Origin of the sequence: Marinobacterium aestuarii, assembly GCF_001651805.1 — a bacterium.
GTDB lineage: Bacteria > Pseudomonadota > Gammaproteobacteria > Pseudomonadales > Balneatricaceae > Marinobacterium_A > Marinobacterium_A aestuarii.
In genome coordinates, this window is the sequence record NZ_CP015839.1 from 3252514 (window position 1) to 3271773 (window position 19260).

The 19260-nt window shown below is 59.7% G+C and carries 17 protein-coding genes and 1 riboswitch; of the genes, 6 read left to right on the forward strand and 11 right to left on the reverse strand.

The features are described from left to right. Positions 1-42 precede the first annotated feature (42 nt). Genes A8C75_RS14210 through A8C75_RS14220 form a run of 3 tightly spaced genes read right to left on the reverse strand, consistent with a single transcriptional unit; the run spans position 43 to position 4131 of the window. Complete coding sequence (locus A8C75_RS14210) at positions 43-1344, reverse strand: serine hydroxymethyltransferase (protein WP_067383637.1); 1302 nt, start codon at positions 1342-1344, stop codon at positions 43-45. A 32-nt stretch (positions 1345-1376) separates the two neighbouring features. Continuing rightward, a complete protein-coding gene (locus tag A8C75_RS14215; protein ID WP_067383640.1) occupies positions 1377-2762 on the reverse strand; it encodes an L-serine ammonia-lyase in 1386 nt (461 codons plus the stop codon). 52 nt (positions 2763-2814) lie between these two features. After that, entirely contained in the window at positions 2815-4131 is a 1317-nt protein-coding gene (locus A8C75_RS14220; protein WP_067383642.1) for a mechanosensitive ion channel family protein, read from the reverse strand. Positions 4132-4522: 391 nt separating this feature from the next. On the opposite strand from A8C75_RS14220, the gene A8C75_RS14225 reads away from it, so the two are divergent. The 4 genes from A8C75_RS14225 (at position 4523) to A8C75_RS14240 (ending at position 7880) form a co-directional block, all read left to right on the forward strand. Continuing rightward, positions 4523-5143, forward strand: coding sequence for a helix-turn-helix domain-containing protein (locus tag A8C75_RS14225; RefSeq protein ID WP_067383644.1), 621 nt, complete (start codon positions 4523-4525; stop codon positions 5141-5143). A 321-nt stretch (positions 5144-5464) separates the two neighbouring features. Next, a complete protein-coding gene (gene gcvT / locus A8C75_RS14230) occupies positions 5465-6595 on the forward strand; it encodes a glycine cleavage system aminomethyltransferase GcvT (protein WP_067383646.1) in 1131 nt (376 codons plus the stop codon). A gap of 61 nt (positions 6596-6656) precedes the next feature. Then, positions 6657-7196: a hypothetical protein gene (locus tag A8C75_RS14235; protein ID WP_067383648.1), complete on the forward strand. Its 540-nt coding sequence runs from the start codon at positions 6657-6659 to the stop codon at positions 7194-7196. 75 nt (positions 7197-7271) lie between these two features. Further along, a riboswitch (SAM-I-IV-variant riboswitch) is annotated at positions 7272-7378 on the forward strand. 85 nt (positions 7379-7463) lie between these two features. After that, on the forward strand, positions 7464-7880 hold the full coding sequence (locus A8C75_RS14240; RefSeq protein ID WP_067383651.1) for a hypothetical protein: 417 nt from the start codon (positions 7464-7466) through the stop codon (positions 7878-7880). 38 nt (positions 7881-7918) lie between these two features. Here the strand turns inward: A8C75_RS14240 and A8C75_RS14245 are convergent, their stop codons facing one another. The 4 genes from A8C75_RS14245 to yciA all read right to left on the reverse strand — a co-directional run bounded on the left by A8C75_RS14245 (position 7919) and on the right by yciA (position 12102). Further along, positions 7919-8800 (reverse strand): TraB/GumN family protein, encoded by an 882-nt coding sequence (locus A8C75_RS14245; protein WP_084784079.1) that lies wholly within the window; start codon positions 8798-8800, stop codon positions 7919-7921. Between the two features lie 127 nt (positions 8801-8927). Further along, entirely contained in the window at positions 8928-10127 is a 1200-nt protein-coding gene (locus A8C75_RS14250) for a D-alanyl-D-alanine carboxypeptidase family protein (protein ID WP_067383653.1), read from the reverse strand. Positions 10128-10420: 293 nt separating this feature from the next. Next, positions 10421-11629 (reverse strand): tRNA-queuosine alpha-mannosyltransferase domain-containing protein, encoded by a 1209-nt coding sequence (locus A8C75_RS14255; RefSeq protein ID WP_067383656.1) that lies wholly within the window; start codon positions 11627-11629, stop codon positions 10421-10423. Positions 11630-11631: 2 nt separating this feature from the next. Then, the gene (yciA, locus tag A8C75_RS14260; protein WP_084784081.1) at positions 11632-12102 is read right to left on the reverse strand and encodes an acyl-CoA thioester hydrolase YciA; all 471 of its coding nucleotides are present in this window, start codon (positions 12100-12102) and stop codon (positions 11632-11634) included. A 212-nt stretch (positions 12103-12314) separates the two neighbouring features. Here yciA and A8C75_RS14265 point away from each other — a divergent pair, with 212 nt between their 5' ends. Beyond that, positions 12315-14120: a DEAD/DEAH box helicase gene (locus A8C75_RS14265; RefSeq protein ID WP_067383664.1), complete on the forward strand. Its 1806-nt coding sequence runs from the start codon at positions 12315-12317 to the stop codon at positions 14118-14120. A 243-nt stretch (positions 14121-14363) separates the two neighbouring features. Here A8C75_RS14265 and alr read toward each other — a convergent pair whose 3' ends face one another. The 3 genes from alr to A8C75_RS14280 all read right to left on the reverse strand — a co-directional run bounded on the left by alr (position 14364) and on the right by A8C75_RS14280 (position 17409). Next, positions 14364-15446, reverse strand: coding sequence for an alanine racemase (alr, locus tag A8C75_RS14270; RefSeq protein WP_067383668.1), 1083 nt, complete (start codon positions 15444-15446; stop codon positions 14364-14366). A gap of 77 nt (positions 15447-15523) precedes the next feature. Continuing rightward, complete coding sequence (locus A8C75_RS14275; RefSeq protein ID WP_067296332.1) at positions 15524-15913, reverse strand: RidA family protein; 390 nt, start codon at positions 15911-15913, stop codon at positions 15524-15526. 227 nt (positions 15914-16140) lie between these two features. Next, positions 16141-17409 (reverse strand): D-amino acid dehydrogenase, encoded by a 1269-nt coding sequence (locus tag A8C75_RS14280; protein ID WP_067383670.1) that lies wholly within the window; start codon positions 17407-17409, stop codon positions 16141-16143. Positions 17410-17548: 139 nt separating this feature from the next. Between A8C75_RS14280 and A8C75_RS14285 the strand changes: the two genes are divergently transcribed. Continuing rightward, positions 17549-18061, forward strand: a complete 513-nt coding sequence (locus A8C75_RS14285; RefSeq protein ID WP_067383672.1) for an Lrp/AsnC ligand binding domain-containing protein — start codon at positions 17549-17551, stop codon at positions 18059-18061. 256 nt (positions 18062-18317) lie between these two features. Here the strand turns inward: A8C75_RS14285 and A8C75_RS14290 are convergent, their stop codons facing one another. Beyond that, positions 18318-19220 carry a LysR substrate-binding domain-containing protein gene (locus tag A8C75_RS14290; protein WP_067383681.1) on the reverse strand — a complete coding sequence of 301 codons (903 nt, stop codon included), beginning with the start codon at positions 19218-19220 and terminating at the stop codon, positions 18318-18320. Between the last annotated feature and the right edge of the window lie 40 nt (positions 19221-19260).

Sequence of the window (19260 nt, forward strand, 5' to 3'; positions counted from 1 at the left end):
CCGACGGGCTTGTGCCCGCCAGAGCCGCTTTTAACGATACAGTTAGCGATACAGCGGGAAACGGGCGCAGAGGGCTTCGACCTCGGCCAGTACCTTGGCTTCCACTGCCGCGTTGCCTTCAGGGCTTGCCACCAGACCATCCAGCACATCGTTGATCAGATGCCCGATCTGGCTAAATTCGGCGGCGCCAAAACCACGGGTGGTGCCGGCCGGGGTACCCAGACGGATACCGGAGGTGACCATGGGCTTTTCCGGGTCAAACGGGATGCCATTCTTGTTGCAGGTGATGCCGGCACGCTCCAGCGCCTCTTCCACCTGGTTGCCCTTCAGGCCCTTGGGCCGCAGGTCCACCAGCATCAGGTGCGTATCGGTGCCACCGGTAACGACATCACAACCGCGCTCGACCATGACGGCCGCCAGAATGCGGGCGTTTTCGCGCACCTGATCGATATAGGTCTTGAAGCCCGGCTGCAGCGCTTCACCGAAGGCCACGGCCTTGGCGGCGATGACATGCATCAGCGGGCCACCCTGCAGACCCGGGAACACCGCGGAATTGATCTTTTTGCCCAGATCCAGGTCGTTGCACAGTATCATGCCGCCACGGGGGCCACGCAGGGTCTTGTGGGTGGTGGTGGTCACCACATGGGCGTGGGGCAGCGGGCTCGGGTGCGCACCTGTGGCAACCAGACCTGCGATATGGGCCATGTCGACCATCAGCAGTGCGCCCACCTTGTCGGCAATGGCACGAAAACGCGCAAAGTCGATTTCACGGGGAATGGCCGAACCGCCGGCGATAATCAGCTTGGGCTGGCATTCAACCGCCAGGGCTTCCACGGCATCGTAGTCGATACGCTGAGTCTCCGGGGAGACGCCGTACTGCACAGCATTGAACCATTTGCCCGACAGCGCAGGACGCGCACCGTGGGTCAGGTGGCCACCGGCATCCAGCGACATGCCCAGCACAGTATCACCTGGCTGCAGCAGCGCCAGCATCACAGCGCCGTTGGCCTGGGCACCGGAATGGGGCTGCACATTGACGAATTCGCAGTTGAACAGCTCTTTGGCGCGGGAAATCGCCAGGGCTTCGGCTTCGTCAACAAACTCGCAGCCACCGTAGTAACGGCGACCCGGATAGCCTTCGGCGTACTTGTTGGTCAACACCGTGCCCTGGGCCTGCATTACCGCCTTGGAGACAATGTTTTCCGAGGCGATCAGCTCAATCTGGCTGTCCTGGCGGCGGAATTCCGCATCCACCGCACGCTGCAATACAGGGTCGGCGGCGCCGAGGTCCTGGGTGAAAAACGCGGCGCGTTCAGCGTTGGCGTAGAGATCCTGTGTGCTCATGGTCTTATTGTTCCCAGCTGACTGAAGGTTGATTAACAGGCCACCACGTTGACGGCCAGGCCGCCGGTGGACGTTTCCTTGTACTTGTCCTGCATGTCGAGACCGGTCTGGCGCATGGTCTCGATCACGCTATCCAGCGATACATGGTGCTCACCGGTACCGCGCAGCGCCAGACGCGCCGCATTGATGGCCTTGACCGCTCCCATGGTGTTGCGCTCGATGCAGGGTACCTGCACCAGACCACCGATGGGATCACAGGTCAGACCCAGATTGTGTTCCATGCCGATCTCGGCGGCGTTTTCGATCTGGCGATTACTGCCCCCGAGCACGGCGCACAAAGCACCGGCGGCCATGGAACAGGCCACGCCTATCTCGCCCTGACAGCCGACTTCCGCGGCAGAGATAGAAGCGTTTTTCTTGTACAGCATGCCGATGGCGGCGGCGGTCACCAGAAAGGTCTTGATACCCTCAACGCTGCTGCCCGGCACGAAGCGATCGTAATAGGCCAGTACCGCCGGAATCACGCCCGCGGCGCCATTGGTGGGCGCGGTCACAACACGCCCACTGGCGGCATTTTCCTCGTTCACGGCGATGGCATAGAGATTGACCCAGTCGAGCACCGTAAGGTGATCCTTGATGCTGCGTTCCGGATGATTCACCAGTTCCTGCCACATGTCGTGGGCACGGCGCTTGATGTGCAGCCCGCCCGGCAGCTCGCCGGTGTGCTTGCAGCCTTCACGGATGCAGTCATCCATCACCTGCCAGATTTTCAGCAGACGCTGGCTGATTTCCGCATCCCCGTAACGAGTGCGCTCGTTCTCCATCACCAGCTCGGCAATGCTCAGGCCGGCTTCATCGCCGTAGGCCAGCAATTCAACGGCATTGTTGAACGGGTACGGCACTTCGATGGATTCATCCTCAACGCCGCGACCCTGATCATTGGCCTCTATATCACTGAGCACGAAACCGCCACCCACCGAGTAATACACATTGCTGTAGAAAATCAGCCCGGCGGCATCCAGCACTTCGATGCGCATGCCGTTGGGGTGCTTGGGCAGGGACTCGCCAAAATGAAAGCGCAGATGATCGGCTTCGCGAAACGCCACCGGCAGGGTTCCGCCCAGCAACAGGTTGCCGCTGCTGCGGATCTGCGCAATGAGATCGTCGATAGCGGCCGGATCCACCAAATCGGGTTGCTCGCCCAAAAGGCCCAGCATCACAGCGGTATCGGTGGCATGCCCCTTGCCGGTCATGGCCAGTGAGCCGTACAGGCTCACCTTCACCGCCGCGACCCTGGGCATCAGCTTGCCCTCGGTGAGTTCCGCCACAAAGCGGTTGGCCGCAACCATGGGCCCCACCGTATGGGACGACGAGGGTCCAACCCCAATTTTGAACAGATCAAATATGCTCAGTGCCATCGCGTCGCCTGCTACATCTAATGTGAGTAAAACTAAGTCCCGAGTGCCCTGTTCAGGACACCCCGGACCCCGCCGGATTCAGTACCCTGACTTCGCGCTGCGGGAACGGAATCTCGATATCGTGTTCCTTGAATGCATCCCAGATCATCAGCAGCAGATCCCCGCCTACGCGGTTCTCGCCGTCATCGACCCCTTCCATCCAGAACTCCACCAGGATATCCACACCCGAATCACCAAAACCGCTGATCTCGGCATCCGGCCGTTCTTCAATGGGCACCTGCTCGCCGCTGATCACCCGCGGGTGACTCGCCACTACGGTACGCAGCAGATCGAACAGGAAATGCAGGTCTGTCTTGTAGGACACCTGAAATTCCAGTGCGTAACGCTGCTTGACGTTTTTGTGCGTCCAGTTGGTAAAACTGCCGCTGATAAACTGCTCGTTAGGCACCATGATGTCTTTGCCATCAAAGGTTTCCAGCGTGGTGGATCTCATGTTCAGCTCGCGAATCATGCCCTTGCGGCCATCCTCCATCTCGACGTAGTCACCCACGCTGAGCGAGCGCTCCAGCAGCAGGATAATGCCGGAGATAAAGTTCGAGGCGATGGACTGCAGGCCAAAACCAAGCCCCACACCCAGGGCGCCCCCGAAGACCGCCAGTGCTGTCAGATTGATGCCCATGATCTGCAGCAGCAGAATGAAGACAACAAAGAAGAGCGCAATCTGAAACAGCTTGGCAAAGACTTCCCGCGTGCCCGCATCCAGATCCTGCTGGCTACGGATGATCTGCTGACCGGCGGTATTCGACAGCCGTCCGAGCCAGAACAGCACCGATCCGAAAATCAGTACCCGCACCACACCATAGGCAGACACCTGAATATTGCCGACCTCCACCGAAATACTTTCGAGGTAGGCGATCAGGCCGTCGAGCCAGCCAAAAATATGCAACAGGGCGATGGGCAGAAAGACCCAGGATGCCAGGGTGCGAAAAAACTTCTTCTCCACAAAGCGCTTGATGAGCGAGTAGAGCATGAACACTACAGCGAAGCTCAAACCCAGACGCACCAGCCAGTTCTGGCCCAGCAGTGTCTGACTCAGGTCGGCGGCAATCGACAGCATCAAAATCAGCATCAACGGCAACAGCAGGTTGCGCGATGCATAGATCTGCAGTCGCAGACGCAGCAGAGGCCCTTCCAGCGGCCGCTTTCTCAGCAGCGGCGAATGACTCTTCAGGTAGGCCGCGATGGAATAACCCACCAATAGCGCGATCGAAATCAGGCCGATCTGGGAGTAAAAGGTCGGGCTGCTCAGCCACGCCAGCGACGCTGACAACATCTGTTCAAACCTGTCCATGAACGCGTCTATGTTCATCAATACTTTTCCTGCTGCTCTTGGGGGTTAAACCATTACGTTAATGCCGTAGCACAGCTAACAGTATGATTGGCAAACAGCCAGAAGGCGAAACCCGTCAATCTCTGTGCCCGGTACAGGCTTAACCCCAGAGAACAGTTAGACTAGCAACAGAGTTTCCAAAAATCAAAGAAATATTTCCTATTGGAAACTTAATTCCCTTTAGTCGGAATCAATCACCAACAACGGGCTTTCTTTCCAACATCTGGCAGCTTGTGTAATATCAGGGAAATATAAAATTAGATGCCGGTTCTCAATCCTTCTGCCGCCCTGTCGCTCGCCCCACGCCGCCTAGCATGCGCGCCCAGGCACGCCGCCGGTGCGCAGACCCGGCACTCAGGAGTGAATGCTCATGTCCGACCAGCCCCAGTCGCCACCCGAACTCCAGGTCAGCGCCGCCAGCCACGAAGCCATCGTCGAACCTCTGCAGCTGGGCAAGCGCGTGCGCGAAATCCGCCTCAGCCAGAACCTCACCCTGGAAGAAGCCAGCAAGCGCACGGGACTGGCCCGCTCCACCCTGTCCAAGATCGAAAACGAGCAAATCTCCCCGACCTTTACCGCCGTCAACAAACTGGTAAAGGGCCTGGGCATCGATATCCCGCAACTGTTCTCCCAGCCCAGCAAGACCCGCAGCAGCGGTGGCCGGCGCGATATTACGCGCTGCGGTGAAGGCAAGCCGCGCGCCACCCCGACCTACGAACACGAGATGCTGGCATCCCAGCTGACCAACAAGAAAATGATCCCGTACAAGACCACAGTGCGAGCTCGCAGCTTTGATGAATACGCCGACTGGGTACGCCACGATGGCGAAGAACTGCTGTACGTACTCAGCGGCAGCATCCGCTTCTATACCGAATTCTACGAACCCATTGATCTGGCCGAAGGTGACAGCGCCTACTATGACTGCGAGATGGGCCATACCCTGATATCCACCAGCGAAGCAGACGCCGTGATCCTCTGGGTTACGGCCTGAGTACAGCCGCCGCCGAGGCGTGCCACCACATCTCCGGCGGCACTGCTATACTGCTCCCCTCGTCCTGATAGGGCCGTCCTTCCTCTCCCCTGGAATGGCGGCCTTTTTTTTTACACCGACGTTTTACATCAATTGCAGGCACACAGAGACGACACCTTGCTGCGCCATTGCGACAGCCCAAGGCTATTTATCTATTGCAATCGTCCTAATGATCCGCTAATTTCGTTTCCTATTGGAAACTTAGTTTATCCGAAGTTGCATGGGCGAGACTATTCCGCCCGGCACCCGGACAACCAACACATCCTTGATACGGAGCACATCATGGCAGAACAAACCAACAGCGCCCTGAAAAAGACCCCACTGTACGACCTGCACCTGGAGCTTGGCGCCAAAATGGTGCCCTTTGCAGGCTACGAGATGCCGGTGCAGTATCCGCTGGGTGTAAAGAAGGAGCACCTGCAGACCCGCGAGCAGGCAGGCCTGTTCGACGTATCCCACATGGGCCAGGTCATGCTGACAGGCGCAGGGGCTGCCGCCATGCTGGAAGCCCTGGTGCCGGTGGACATCATCGACCTGCCGGTGGGCAAGCAGCGCTATGCCATCTTCACCAACGATCAGGGCGGCATTCTGGACGACCTGATGGTCGCCAACTGGGGTGACAGCCTCTATGTCGTGGTCAACGCAGCCTGCAAGGAACAGGATATCGCCCACATGCGCGCGCACCTGCCTGAAGGCGTAACCCTGGAAGAGCTGGATGATCGCGCCCTGATCGCGCTGCAGGGCCCAGCCGCAGTGACAGCACTGAGCCGGCTGGCACCCCAGGTGGCCGAGATGGTGTTCATGGACAGCGGCCGTATCAGCATTGATGGCGCCGACTGCTTTATCAGCCGCTCAGGCTACACCGGCGAGGATGGCTATGAAATCTCCATCCCCGCCGGCGACGCCGACCGCCTGAGCCGCTTGCTGCTGGCTCAGCCTGAAGTCGATTTCATTGGCCTGGGTGCCCGCGACTCACTGCGCCTGGAATCCGGCCTGTGCCTGTACGGTCACGACCTGGACACCCACACCACGCCGGTGGAAGCCAGCCTGCTGTGGGCCATTTCCAAGTGCCGCCGCGCCGATGGCGAGCGTGCCGGCGGCTTCCCCGGTGCCGACATCATCCTTGGTCAGATCGCCAGCAAGGACAACAGCCGCAAGCGCGTGGGCATGATTGGCGAAGGCCGCGCTCCGGTACGCGAAGGCACCGAACTGTTTGATGCCGACGACAACCGTATCGGCGTTGTGACCTCCGGCACCTTCGGCCCCAGCGCCGGCGCCTCCATCGCCATGGGCTACGTCAGCAGCGCCGCCGCCGTGATGGACAGCACCATCTACGCCGAAGTCCGCGGCAAAAAACTGCCAATGCGCATCAGCAAGATGCCCTTTGTCGAGCAGCGTTACTTTAGAGGCTAATAGAGCTGAGGCTAAAGGCCGCGGATAAATGATCCGCGGTTAACCCCTCTGCTTAAAGTCCGTGACCAATCCGCATCCAGTCGAGATCGCCCGCATGAATGCCGCCGTCGAAATACCCAACCCGCTTACTCAGCTTGAGCTGCACTGTGCGCTCGATGCCAGGGACCTGTCTCTGGCGCTGGCACAGCCACCCCTGGTTGATGAACTGGCGCTGGAGTGCGATGCCGACGGCGCTCTGGTGGTGGCCCTTGGTAATCTGCTGGGGCTGGAGCGTCCCCTGGCCGTGACCGATCTGCAGTTGTGTGCACTGCCCGATGGCAGTCGCTTCAGCGTACTGACGCTGGACAGCGGCAACTGGCTGGTCGTCACCGGCAAGGACAACCCCTTGCCGATGCTGGGCCTGCTCAAACTGCACTTCCATACAGTGATCCCCGGCGCGCAGCCGGGCTCTGCCCAGGCGCACGACAGCCACGGAAACCAGGGCATGGCATTCTGGCTAGAGCCCGGCGAGCGCTGCCAGCTACTGATGCGCCAGGCCAATGCCCGCTGTCTGGCCGAGTACCTGGGGCAGCCGCTGCAGCGGGGCGCGAAGACCTGCTAGCCCCAAAGGCAAACGGGCACAATTTCACCCTTGCGTTATTTCTTTTGAGCAGTTAAATTTGCTCGGCGTTACACAGTTTTGCATCACGAGAAGGGCTGACGTCCTCGCCAACCTGCCAACCTGGGCAAGGTGGTTGCCGCCAAGCGGCGATGCGGTCTATACCGACAACCAATCAGGTATCCGCACTTTATACGTCAGCTCTCATGAATGAGTCTTGAAAGACATGCCACAGCGGCCAAGTCTTTCGTTAAAACATGGGAGCACGGCATGTTCGAAGCACATTTCCACACAGTATCTGAAGCGGCAGCGCCCTGCCGGGCCCAGCCCAGGCACGATTTGCAGGCGCAGCAGCACGCCGATACACAGATAAATACATTGCCACATACACAAAAAAGTACAGAACAGGGCCTCACCCGGCGCCTCCAAAGCCTGCGTCACGCATGCCCACTGCACGCCTGGGCCGCCCCCGGCAAGCGCAAGGACGCCAGCGGCAAGGTTCGCGAGCACTGGTTTCTGTATATCGAATACTGCACCGACAAGGGCGCGCGGATCTGGCAAAAACTGGAACGCGCCCAGACCCACTGCAGCCTGGACGCGCTCTTCGAACTGGCACTCCAGACAGAGCTGCCAGGCATTGATAGCGAGCGTACCCGCCTTTGGCTGCAGATGCACCGCGGTCACTGAGCCACAGTCACCGCAGTGCCGTTGTTATTCCACAGCGGCTACTGCATTGCCTCGACCGTAAAGCCAAGCCCGCGCGCGCGGGACAGCAACCCATCCGGCCCCACCAGATGGGCCGCGCCCACCAGTACCAGCTCGGTTTGCGGGCTATGCAGCAAGGCCTCTATCTGCGACCACCAGAGTCGGTTACGCTCCAGCACCAGGGTGCGATAAAGCGGTTCGTACTCGAGCTTCAACTGCAGCACCAGCTCATCGTACAGCACCGCCTCATCACCCCGGCGCCAGGCATCAATCAGGGTATCGAGCATGGCGCTGTCGACTTCCAGCTCATCGAGCACCTGGGTCATGAAGAGGTCGGGATCCTCCTCCCCCATCGAAAACAGATATTCCAGATGCTGCTCAATGGTCTCGAGCCCAATCACCGGCTTGCCATCATCCAGCGCCTGGCGATACAGGCGCATGTCGACACCTTCCTCTGTTGCCCCAAGGCGCATCATTTCAATGCCCAGCAACGTCAGAAATACACCGGATGGCCGCAGCGGCTGCAGCATCTGCGGCGCCAGTCCGTGACTGACGGCGTAGCGCTCCAGCCGCTGCCAGGTTGACTCCGACACATGCTCCGACAAACTGCCACCATCGGCATAGACCATTCCCTGTGCGATCAGACCCTGTACATCCGGTTGCGCCAAAGCGCCGAGATCCGCCTCAAACAGCAACACATCAGACTGCGCATAGACCTCATCGAACACGCCTGGCAACGGCAAGTCCCCGGGCCTGAGCATATGCACCGTCGCCCCCAGATAGAGCACACTGGAACCATCTGCAATACGCCACACCGGACTTTGCGCCCAGAGCGGCGGCGCACAGAATAGCAACAGCGTCACCGCACACTGCAGCAACACTCTCAGATATCCTTTTAGCATTCGCACCTTCAACCAGATTCTCCCGCAATAAACCGACCCGGACTTGCCGTGCTCCGTTTCCGCTTTCGACTTTCGACCTTTTACTTTCAACTGTCGACTTGCCACTTTTCAGTTCCCACCCAGAGTCTCAGCGCTTGGCGTAGCCCGGCAAATTAAGCATGAAAGGCGGCTGGGCGACACAGTCTAGATTTTTGGCCCGCATCCGCAGGCAAACGACACCGACATTGTCGCGCTTGTAACCGATCAGCAACGCCTTCCAGGACGTGCCGTTTTCCATATCCCGCTCCAGCAGCAACGGACGCCCGCCTTCCAAAGCCCCACCCAGCTGCGCCTTAACCGTTGCGATGGCGCGCCGCGCCTGAGCCCGGTCAGGATAGATCCCCAGCAGCAGACCCCAGCTTTCAATCGGCCAGATCGCCTGCTGCTCTCCCCTCGCGGGGCCCCGCTCACAGCCGCTGCGCCCGATCGGGCCTTGCATCGCCACGGACTGCAGCTCGGGCCGCTGCATAAACGGCGGACTCTCAGCCATAGAGTCGGATGCTGTAACCGAGGCGGCAAAGCCTTCATCCAGCAACAGCTTCACCTGCTTGTCCCGCGCCGCCCGGCTATTCGCCCCCAGCACCACCGCAAGCAGGCGCCGGTTATCACGCCGTGCCGAGACCGCAATGTTGTAGCCCGCCGCGCAGGTGAAACCGGTCTTCAGACCATCCACACCCGGATAGCGCCCGAGCATGCCGTTATGGGTGTGCAGGGTGCGACCCTTGTAGCGGGTCGAGCGAGTAGCAAAAAGCCCGTAGCGCTGGGGAAAGTCCTGCAACAGACGCCAGGCCAGAATGGCCTGGTCCCGCGCCGTGGTTACCTGCTGCGCATCGGGCAGGCCGCTGGCATTGCGATAGTGGGTATCCGCCATGCCAAGCGTCTGCGCACGCGCCGTCATCTGCTCGGCAAAGCGCGCTTCGCTCCCGCCCAGCGCCTCGGCCAGCACCACAGCGACATCATTGGACGACACTGTAGCCAGCGCTTCTATCGCCTGCGCCACTGTGATTGTGGCTCCCGCACGCAGCCCGAGCCGCACGGCGGGCTGCGCCGCCGCCTGCCGGGACACCGGCAAGGCAGCATCCAGCGTCAGCCGACCCGCATCGAGTGCCTCGAATGTCAGATAGAGTGTCATGAGTTTGGCCAGCGATGCCGGATACCACTGCTGATCGAGCCCCTCCTGGCGCAGAATTTCACCGCTGGCGGCATCCAGCAGCAGCACCGGATTGCCAGCCCGCGCCGACGGCATCGTCGCGCAGAATACCAACAGCAGCAGCAACAGATGCAGCAACGCTTTAAGCAGGACAGGAAAAGACTGCGCTGAACGGACACAAGCGCGCACGCAGACAAGAGCAGGAAAGAACGACAGTAAATAACCGTTGGGCATGATAGTTCAGCTTCCCTTCGACGCCAGGCCAAAAGACCCTCGGAACCAAAACCGCAGTGATTGAAGGATGCCTATCAGCATAGGCCATGGGCGGGGCCGCACCAGACTCCGACAACAAGGATCACAGAGAAAGCTCTCTCCTCTCTCTGCGCTCTGCGCTCTGCGCGCAAGAATGACAAAAGCCGCCGGGAGGCGGCTCAGACGCCAGTATGCGCCAGTGCGAGCATTTCGGCTTCATAGGCCGGCTGCAGCTGACGCCAGCCAAAGCGTTGCAGCGACAACTGCAATGGAGCAACCACTGGACTCATCCGCATACTGGCGGCTGCACTCCCAGCAGCACTCGCAGCTATGCGGGCCTGACGTTCGATCAGGTCGACCGCATGGCCCGCCTCAGCGGCCAGATCATCAGCAACACTGGCATAAAGACCGGACGGGGGCACGAGTTCGGGATACACCAGCCGATCTGGCAATACCGGCAGGCAACCCGCCGCCAGAGCCTCAAGCACCGCCAGCCCCTGGAACTCGTGCTCGGCCGTGGACAGCACCAGATCCGCCGAGCGCAACCAGGCCTGATACTCGGCCCGCGTCTCGGCAAAGCCGAACTGCACCAGCCGATGCCCAAAGCGGGCACCGATCTCGGCAAATTCCGCCGGCGTATGGCGAAAGCTCTGCCCCAGCAGACAGAGCCGGTAGTCGAGCTGTCGCGCTTCCAGTGCCTGCAAAATGGCCAGCAGACGGCGCGGCCCCTTGTCGTATTCCCAGCGTGCCGACCACAGCAGACGCACCGGCCGCGGCAAAGCGCCCCCTGCATCAGGACCACCACCTGCAACAGACGCGCTCCAGCGCACATCGAAACCCTCACCCGCGCCTCTGGGCTCAAAACAGCTGTCCGCCAGTGGAACCGGCAGCACCGCCGAGCGCTCACGCAGCAACGACACTATGCCGGGCGGCACCTGATCCGGCAGTTTTTTCAGCAAGGCAGCTGCGCCGGCCAGAAAGGTGTCACGGTTATAGGCGGAATTGAACAGCACCCGCTCAGCCGCCAGCGCCGTGTAGATATTGAGAATCTTGGGCTCAACCGCCTTGAAGGCGCGCTCGGACTCGGGATAGGCAAACTGGTTTTCGTGAAAATACACCAGGGTCGGCACCCGGCTCAGGGCCGGCACCAGGCCGCGCAGTGCCGACAGATCGGTCATGGAGGTGGCCAGCACCAGATCATAGGGGCGCTGCAGCGTTTCACGCTCGTTAAAGGCCCAGCTCAGACTGTTGCCACGAATGCGCCAGGAAAAGTAGCGTGGCGCAAGCGTCAGCAAGGTCCAGTCCCAGTGCGGCATACCGCCTATCAACTGGCGATACCAGTGCTGATGACTGGCCGCATCGTAGGCCGATAACAGCAGTACCCGCACGATCAGTCGCGGGGGATAGGGCGTTTGACACCGCCCTCGTCGATCGCCACATAGGTAAAGACAGCTTCCGTTACCCTGAAGTGTGGTCGACTGCCCTTCTCGCGACTCAGACGCGGGCGCACCCAGACCTCCAGATGCAGTGCAACCGAGGTGTTGCCCTGCTGCTTCACGGCACCGTAACAACAGACCACATCCCCCACCTGCACCGGACGGATAAACTTCATCGAATCCACCGCTACTGTGACAACGGGGCCCGCTGCAATCTGCTGTGCCAGAATACCGCCGGCAATATCCATCTGGGACATGATCCAGCCGCCAAAGATATCGCCATTGGTGTTGGTGTCGGCGGGCATGGCCAGGGTACGCAGCAACAGATCGCCACCGGGCTCCCCGGGGCTGATGGACTCCGACAAGCCGGACCCTGTGCTCTCGCCTGTACCCTGCTGCGGGTTCTGCTTGGTACTATTGGCCATCTGTTTCTCCTGTTATCGGACCTGAAACCGGCCCGACGGTGCAACCCAGCGCGGTATTATACGCACCCACAACCGCAGCGTCCTGTATTTGCGGGCGCCGCGAGCACAACGATAGACTTGTAATACGATTTTTTGTATAATACGCGACCTTTTCCCCCATCCAGATTCTGTGCCCCGCGCACCGGGTCTCAGTTTCACAGGTACTTCAATCCATGTCAGATGCTGGTGAACAGCTCTCCTTTACCTCTCTCGGTCTGTCCGAACCGGTGCTCAAAGCACTGACCGATGTCGGTTACGAAACTCCATCTCCGATTCAGGCGGCTAGTATTCCGTTCTTGCTCGCCGGCAGAGATCTGCTGGGCATGGCACAGACTGGCACTGGTAAAACCGCTGCCTTCGCACTGCCGCTTCTGTCCCGTTTGGACACTACACGTCGCGAACCCCAAATGCTGGTGCTGGCGCCTACGCGCGAGCTCGCAATCCAGGTTGCTGAAGCTTGCCAGACGTACGCCAAGCACATCCCGGATTTCCATGTCCTGCCGATCTACGGCGGCCAGGCCTATGATACCCAGCTGCGCCAGCTCAAGCGTGGCGCTCAGGTGATCGTTGGCACACCGGGCCGTGTTATGGACCATTTGCGTCGCGGCTCACTCAAACTCGACACACTCAGCGCCATGGTGCTGGATGAGGCCGACGAAATGCTGCGCATGGGTTTCATCGACGATGTCGAATGGATCCTTGAGCACACGCCCAAGACCCGCCAGATTGCTCTGTTCTCGGCTACCATGCCGCCGCAGATCAAGCGCGTTGCACAGAAATACCTGAACAATCCTGAAGAAGTCCGGATTGTCAGCAAGACGTCGACCGCACCGACCATCACGCAGAAATACCTGCGCGTCAGCAGCCATCACAAGATGGAAGCCCTGACCCGCATCCTCGAAATCGAATCTTTCGAGGCCATGCTGATCTTTGTGCGCACCAAGTCGGCCACCGAAGAGCTGGCCAGCAAACTGTCCGCCCGCGGCCATGCTGCTGAAGCCCTTAATGGCGATATTTCACAGCAGCAGCGCGAGCGCATTGTCGAACGCCTCAAAGGCGGCAAGATCGATATCCTCGTGGGTACCGACGTTGTTGCCCGCGGCTTGGACGTTGAACGTATCAGCCACGTGCTGAACTACGACATCCCCTACGATACCGAATCCTATGTGCACCGTATCGGCCGCACCGGCCGTGCCGGACGCAAGGGCGAAGCGATCCTGTTCGTGGCACCGCGTGAAACTCGCATGCTCTACGCCATCGAAAAGGCCACCCGCCAGCCGCTGGAACGTATCGAACTGCCGAGCGTTGGCGTGATCAACGAAAAACGTGTTGAGCGTTTCATGCAGCGCATCAGTGACACCCTGGATAACGGTGAAATGTCCACTTATCTGGACCTGCTGACCGACTACCAGAAAGAGCACGACACCGATCCGCTGCAGATCGCCGCTGCCCTCGCCCTGATGGCCCAGGGTGAAACACCCCTGCTGCTGGACGAGCGTGAAATCCCGCAGCCACGTGAATACAAGGACGAGCAGCCGCGCGAGCGCCGTGGACCGATCAATGTTAATCCGACAGCCCGCCCGCTGAAGGATCATCCCGAGATCGAAATGCAGCGCTTTGTGGTCATGGTTGGCCGCAGCCACGGCGTTATGCCGAAAAACATCGTTGGCGCCATCGCCAACGAAGCCAACATGGCTGCCAACCTGATCGGCCAGATCGATCTGTTCGACGACTACAGCACCGTTGACCTTCCGGCCGGCATGCCCGCCAAGGTTATGCAGGTTCTGAAGAAAGCCTTCGTGTGTGGACAGCGCCTGAACATTCATGCGGCCGGCGAAACGCCAGACGCTGCTGATCGTGGCGCTCCCTCACGCGGCGCACGTCGCCCAGGCGGCCCTAACAAGGGTGCTCCCAACCGCAGCCGTAGCAGCAAGCCTCGCGAAGGCGCTGCTCCGAACCGCCGTCCGCCGCAGAAGTAACACTCCTGGGCCCCGGCAGCCGCTCAGCACTGTAGCGGTTGCCGGGGTGCAGATAAGCGGCTGACGAGATCCAAGCTCCAAGAGACAGCGCGCATCACGCGAGCTCAGGCAGCAGCGTTAGCGTCAGAGGCAACAACTTCTAAAGCAAATGCCAAAGCCACACAAAAAAGCCCGCGACCGGCAACCCGGTCGCGGGCTTTTTCATGGGCAGCGCTTAAGGCCCTGCCCGACACCCACCGCCTGTCAGGCGTTGTGATATTCCAGCGTCACTCGGCGGGTCAGACAGGTCAGCAAGGTATAAGGGATGGTGTTGCAGAACTGCGCCACTTCCGATACCGGCAGCTGCGGCCCCCAGAGTTCCACCCTATCGCCAATTTTGGCATCGGCAATGTCGGTAATATCGATGGTCATCATATCCATGGACACTCGCCCGGCGGTCACGGTGCGCTGCCCCTTAACCACCACTGGCGTACCACTGATGGCATGACGCGGATAACCATCACCGTACCCCATGGCAATAGTGGCAATACGGCTCGGCCGCTGACAGATAAAGCTGGCACCATATCCCACCGCATCACCCACTTCCAGATCATGAATGGCGATAATCTCGGTGCTCAGGGTCATGGCCGGTTGCAGCTTGGCGGCCTCTTCCTGCGCCACCTCAAAGGGCGTCGCCCCCCAGAGCATCAGCCCCGGGCGCAGCCAGTCGCGGCGCGCCTGGGGCCAGGCCAGGGTGGCCGGCGAGTTGGCCAGACTGTGGGGCGCATCAATGCCCTCCACTGCCTGATCAAAAACCGCAATCTGACGCTCAGTAGTGTCCTGGGTCAGATCATCGGCGCAGGCGAAATGACTCATCAGGGTGATTTCCGCCACCTGCGGCAAGGCACGCAAGCGGGTGTAGGCGGCGTGAAAGTCACGCGGCGGGATACCCAGACGATGCATGCCCGAATCCATCTTCAGCCAGACATTCACCGGCGCTGGCAGCTCGGCGGCTTCCAGCGCATCGATCTGATGTTCACTGTGCACTGCAATCCAGAGACCGTTGCGCGCAATATAATCCAGTTCACTGGCTTCGAAGAAACCCTCAAGCAGTATGATCGGCTGTTCGATACCGGCGTCACGCAGCTCCACCGCCTCTTCAATACAGGCCACACCGAAAGCATCCGCCTCGGCGGCCAGCGCCCTGGCTACCCTTACAGCGCCATGACCATAGGCATTGGCCTTGATGATAGCCGCCGCACGGGCATTGGGAGCCAGTGAACGGGCCAGGCGATAATTGTGACGGATGGCGGCCAGATCGATACTGGCCTTGGCTGCACGACTCATACTCATTCCTCCGAATGCCGATTAAGCTGCGAACAATCCGGGCCAGCCAGCAGCCGAGCCCGGACGGGGAGCGGGATTTACTCGCCGGTTACCATGATGGCTTCAACTTCAATATCCACAGCCTTGGGCAGCTGCTTGACTGCATAAGCAGCGCGGGCTGGGTACGGCTCGGAGAAATAGCGGGACATCACTTCGTTCACCTGGGCAAAGTTGGCCAGATCAGACAGCAGGATGGTGAGCTTGACGCAATGATCCAGGGATCCACCGGCTTCTTCGGCGATAGCCTTCAGGTTTTCAAATACGCGTACGGCCTGGGCTTCAAAAGAGTCGTTCACCACTTCCATGGTGGCAGGGTCCAGCGGAATCTGGCCGGAGATGTACACGGTGTTACCCACCTTGACAGCCTGGGAGTAAGTGCCGATTGCTGCAGGGGCTTTCTCGGTGTTGATAATGCTACGGTTAGCCATGTCGCTTCCTTAGGTACTGATTAGAGGTACTGATGTGTAAACGCTATTACTCAGTGGCACTGATACGCAGAGCATCAGCGGGCCACTTAGGATTGCAGTCGTGGCGGAGGAGTCCGAAACTGCAGGCCTAAGTGTCCTTCATTCGACAGCAAAAGTCAGCGCTGCCGTGCACGTCAAAAGGAACTGCGGCGACGTTGCAGCCAGGGCTGCAACGTCGCACAGCAGGATCAGCCGGCGTAGGCGAAGGGGTAACGATCGATACCCAGGCCCACAGGATCGATATCGGTCTTGTTACCGCTCATCAGGTCAGAAACAAACTTGGCCGAGCCGAGCGACATGGTCCAGCCCAGGGTGCCGTGACCGGTATTGAGGTACAGGCTCGGGTAGCGGGTCGCACCCAGAATCGGCGTGCCATCCGGCGTCATCGGCCGCAGGCCGGTCCAGAATTCAGCCCGCTCCATATCGCCGCCACCGCCGAACAGATCGGACACCACGAAGTTGACGTTGGCGCGGCGTTTCTCCGGCATCGTCAGGTCGTAACCGGCCAGCTCGGCACTGCCACCAACACGGATACGGTCGTTGAAGCGCGTTACCGCCACCTTGTAGGTTTCATCCATTACCGTGGACACAGGTGCGCGGCTTTCATCAATGATCGGCAGCGTCAGGGAGTAGCCCTTCACCGGATAGATAGGCGCGCGCATATCGATTTGCTTGAGCAGCATGGGGCTGTAGCTGCCCATGCAGACCAGATAGCGATCAGCCTTGATCACGCCAGCACCGGTTTTCACACCCGCAACGTCGCCCTTCTCCATGATCAGGCCATCGATCTGGGTGTTGTACAGGAACTTCACGCCCATGGCTTCGCAGCGTGCCGCCAGCGCCTGGGTGAACTTGAAGCAGTCACCGGTTTCATCGCCGGGCAGCTGCAGGCCGCCAACAATTTTGTCCTGCACGTACTGCAGCGCGGGCTCCTTGCTGACGCACCCCTGACGGTCCAGCACAGCGAAGGGCACACCCAGCTCGCGCAGCACGTCTATGTCCTTGCTGGCACCGTCCACCTGTTTCTGGGTACGGAAGACCTGCAGCGTACCGCCGGTACGGTGTTCGTAGTCGATATCGATAGTCTCGCGCAGGGTCTTGAGGCAGTCGCGGCTATACTCGGCGATGCGCACCATGCGCCCCTTGTTGACCTGATATTTGCCTTCGGTGCAGTTGGCGAGCATCTTGCTCATCCACTCGTAAAACTGGTAGTCCAGCGTCGGCTTGATCATCAAGGGCGACAGATCCTGCATCAGCCACTTGACGGCCTTGAAGGGTACGCCAGGGGCCGCCCAGGGTGACGAATAACCCGGTGATACCTGGCCTGCGTTGCCAAAGCTGGTTTCCATGGCCGCCGCGGACTGGCGGTCAATCACCGTCACTTCATGACCTGCATTGGCGAGATACCAGGCGCTGGTAACGCCGACAACACCACTACCGAGAACGACTACGTGCATTTGGCTACCCTCTGGTTATTTTTTGATCTACTGCAAGAATATGTATTGCAGTATAGGGGATCACTCTCAGAATTTTTTTGCGTTTTTGCGATTTTTACGGATAATAATCTGCCTATAAATACAAACACCGGAAATAATTATGGAAACCTTCAGCGGTGGTCAAAAAAAGCGCAAACTTGACCGCATAGACATGAATATTCTGCGCACCCTGCAGTTCGAAGGTCGCATTTCCTATACCGAGCTGGCGGACCGGGTCGGACTCTCCACCACCCCCTGCATGGAGCGGGTAAAGCGGCTGGAGAAAGACGGCTATATCGAGGGGTACTACGCGCGGGTCAATCCGGCGGCACTGGGCTACAGCATGCTCGTATTCGTCGAGATCGCCCTGTCCTACCAGTCTCCGGATGCATTCGACAGCTTCAACAAGGCCGTGGCCCAGCTGCCCTATATCATGGAATGCCATCTGGTCTCCGGCGACTCGGATTATCTGCTCAAGGCGCGCATCCGCGACATGACCGAATACCGCGAACTGCTCGGCGAGATGCTGCTGACACTGCCGGGGGTGAAGAACTCGAAGAGCTATATAGTGATGGAAGAGGTCAAGGAATCCCTGGCGCTGCCCATAGATATCAACAAGCCCCGCACCTATTAATGAGAAAGGGTCTATTCATCGACAGGCTCAGACGCATCAGCACCGCAGCGACCCCAAGGGTTCGGGCCTGGGGGCAAGGGACAAGGGACAAGAAAACACAAGACAGAAGCCACCTCGAAATTCGTCCAGGGCTCATCTCCCGGCATTCGCTTCGCTCACTTAAGGCTACAAACAACACCCCGTAGATTAGTAATGAGCGTAGCGAATTCCGACTTCCGCAGCGAAGCTGTGGAGAATAGCTACCTTAGGTTAGCTATCAGATACTCACGTCCGGCAACTGGCGCAACCAGTCAAAGAACACCCGGATGCGGGCATTGTCCAGCGCCCCGGGTCTGTGAATCAGGTAATAGGAACAACAGGACGGCAACGCCGGCAACAGCGATACCAGCCGGCCGCGATTCAGATCCTGATCAATCAGCCGGCCGCGAGCCAGTGCCACCCCAAGACCTGCGGCGGCGGCCTCCATGGCGAGATCCGCGCGGTTAAAGTAATGCCCACGGTCACTGTCGACCGCCTCCAGTCCCGCCTTGTCGAGATAATAACGCCACTCCGCGTCACGGCGCGCCTCATGCCAGGCCATGGAATCGTGCAGCAGGGTCAGATCCCGCCAGCTGGCAGGGTCCTTCCAGTCACGCGCGGCGACATAGTCAGGGCTGGCCACCGGAAACAGGGTTTCCGCCAGCAGCGGTGTCGCCACCAGCTCTCGATACTCGCCGAAGCTGTAGTCAATAGCCAGATCGAAATCCCTCGGCTCGGTGCGCAGCAGGGATTCCTCAGCGAAGGTTTCAACCCGAATATCGGGATAGCCGGCCTGAAACAGGTGCAGCCGCGGCACCAGCCACTTGAACAGCAAGGAGGGTGTTGACCGAAAGCGTATCTGCCCTTCCAGCATCTGGCGTTGCAAACGCTGCACACAGCCATCCAGATCCTGCAGACTTTTATGCACCACCACAAACAGCTGCTTGCCTTCGCCGGTAAGATTCAGCCCCCGCGGCAAACGCTCGAACAGCTTGAACCCAAGCTGCGCCTCAAGATGCTTGATCTGCTGACTGACGGCCCCGGTGGTGACATGCAGCTGCTCGGCGGCACGGGTAAAACTGAGGGTGCGGGACGCCACCTCGAAGGTTCGAAGCGCAGCGAGTATCTGGGCATTAATCATCGTTGTCTCCGGCACCAGCGTCAGTCAGGACAACAGTAAA

Excerpts from the sequence above, each read along its gene's own strand:
- A8C75_RS14290 (WP_067383681.1), bottom strand. The coding sequence starts at position 19,220 with ATGATTAATGCCCAGATACTCGCTGCGCTTCGAACCTTCGAGGTGGCG.
- A8C75_RS14245 (WP_084784079.1), bottom strand. The coding sequence starts at position 8,800 with ATGCTAAAAGGATATCTGAGAGTGTTGCTGCAGTGTGCGGTGACGCTG.
- A8C75_RS14285 (WP_067383672.1), top strand. The coding sequence starts at position 17,549 with ATGGAAACCTTCAGCGGTGGTCAAAAAAAGCGCAAACTTGACCGCATA.
- alr (WP_067383668.1), bottom strand. The coding sequence starts at position 15,446 with ATGAGTCGTGCAGCCAAGGCCAGTATCGATCTGGCCGCCATCCGTCAC.
- yciA (WP_084784081.1), bottom strand. The coding sequence starts at position 12,102 with ATGGCCAATAGTACCAAGCAGAACCCGCAGCAGGGTACAGGCGAGAGC.
- A8C75_RS14275 (WP_067296332.1), bottom strand. The coding sequence starts at position 15,913 with ATGGCTAACCGTAGCATTATCAACACCGAGAAAGCCCCTGCAGCAATC.
- A8C75_RS14225 (WP_067383644.1), top strand. The coding sequence starts at position 4,523 with ATGTCCGACCAGCCCCAGTCGCCACCCGAACTCCAGGTCAGCGCCGCC.
- A8C75_RS14265 (WP_067383664.1), top strand. The coding sequence starts at position 12,315 with ATGTCAGATGCTGGTGAACAGCTCTCCTTTACCTCTCTCGGTCTGTCC.
- A8C75_RS14240 (WP_067383651.1), top strand. The coding sequence starts at position 7,464 with ATGTTCGAAGCACATTTCCACACAGTATCTGAAGCGGCAGCGCCCTGC.
- A8C75_RS14280 (WP_067383670.1), bottom strand. The coding sequence starts at position 17,409 with ATGCACGTAGTCGTTCTCGGTAGTGGTGTTGTCGGCGTTACCAGCGCC.
- A8C75_RS14210 (WP_067383637.1), bottom strand. The coding sequence starts at position 1,344 with ATGAGCACACAGGATCTCTACGCCAACGCTGAACGCGCCGCGTTTTTC.
- A8C75_RS14220 (WP_067383642.1), bottom strand. The coding sequence starts at position 4,131 with ATGAACATAGACGCGTTCATGGACAGGTTTGAACAGATGTTGTCAGCG.
- gcvT (WP_067383646.1), top strand. The coding sequence starts at position 5,465 with ATGGCAGAACAAACCAACAGCGCCCTGAAAAAGACCCCACTGTACGAC.
- A8C75_RS14215 (WP_067383640.1), bottom strand. The coding sequence starts at position 2,762 with ATGGCACTGAGCATATTTGATCTGTTCAAAATTGGGGTTGGACCCTCG.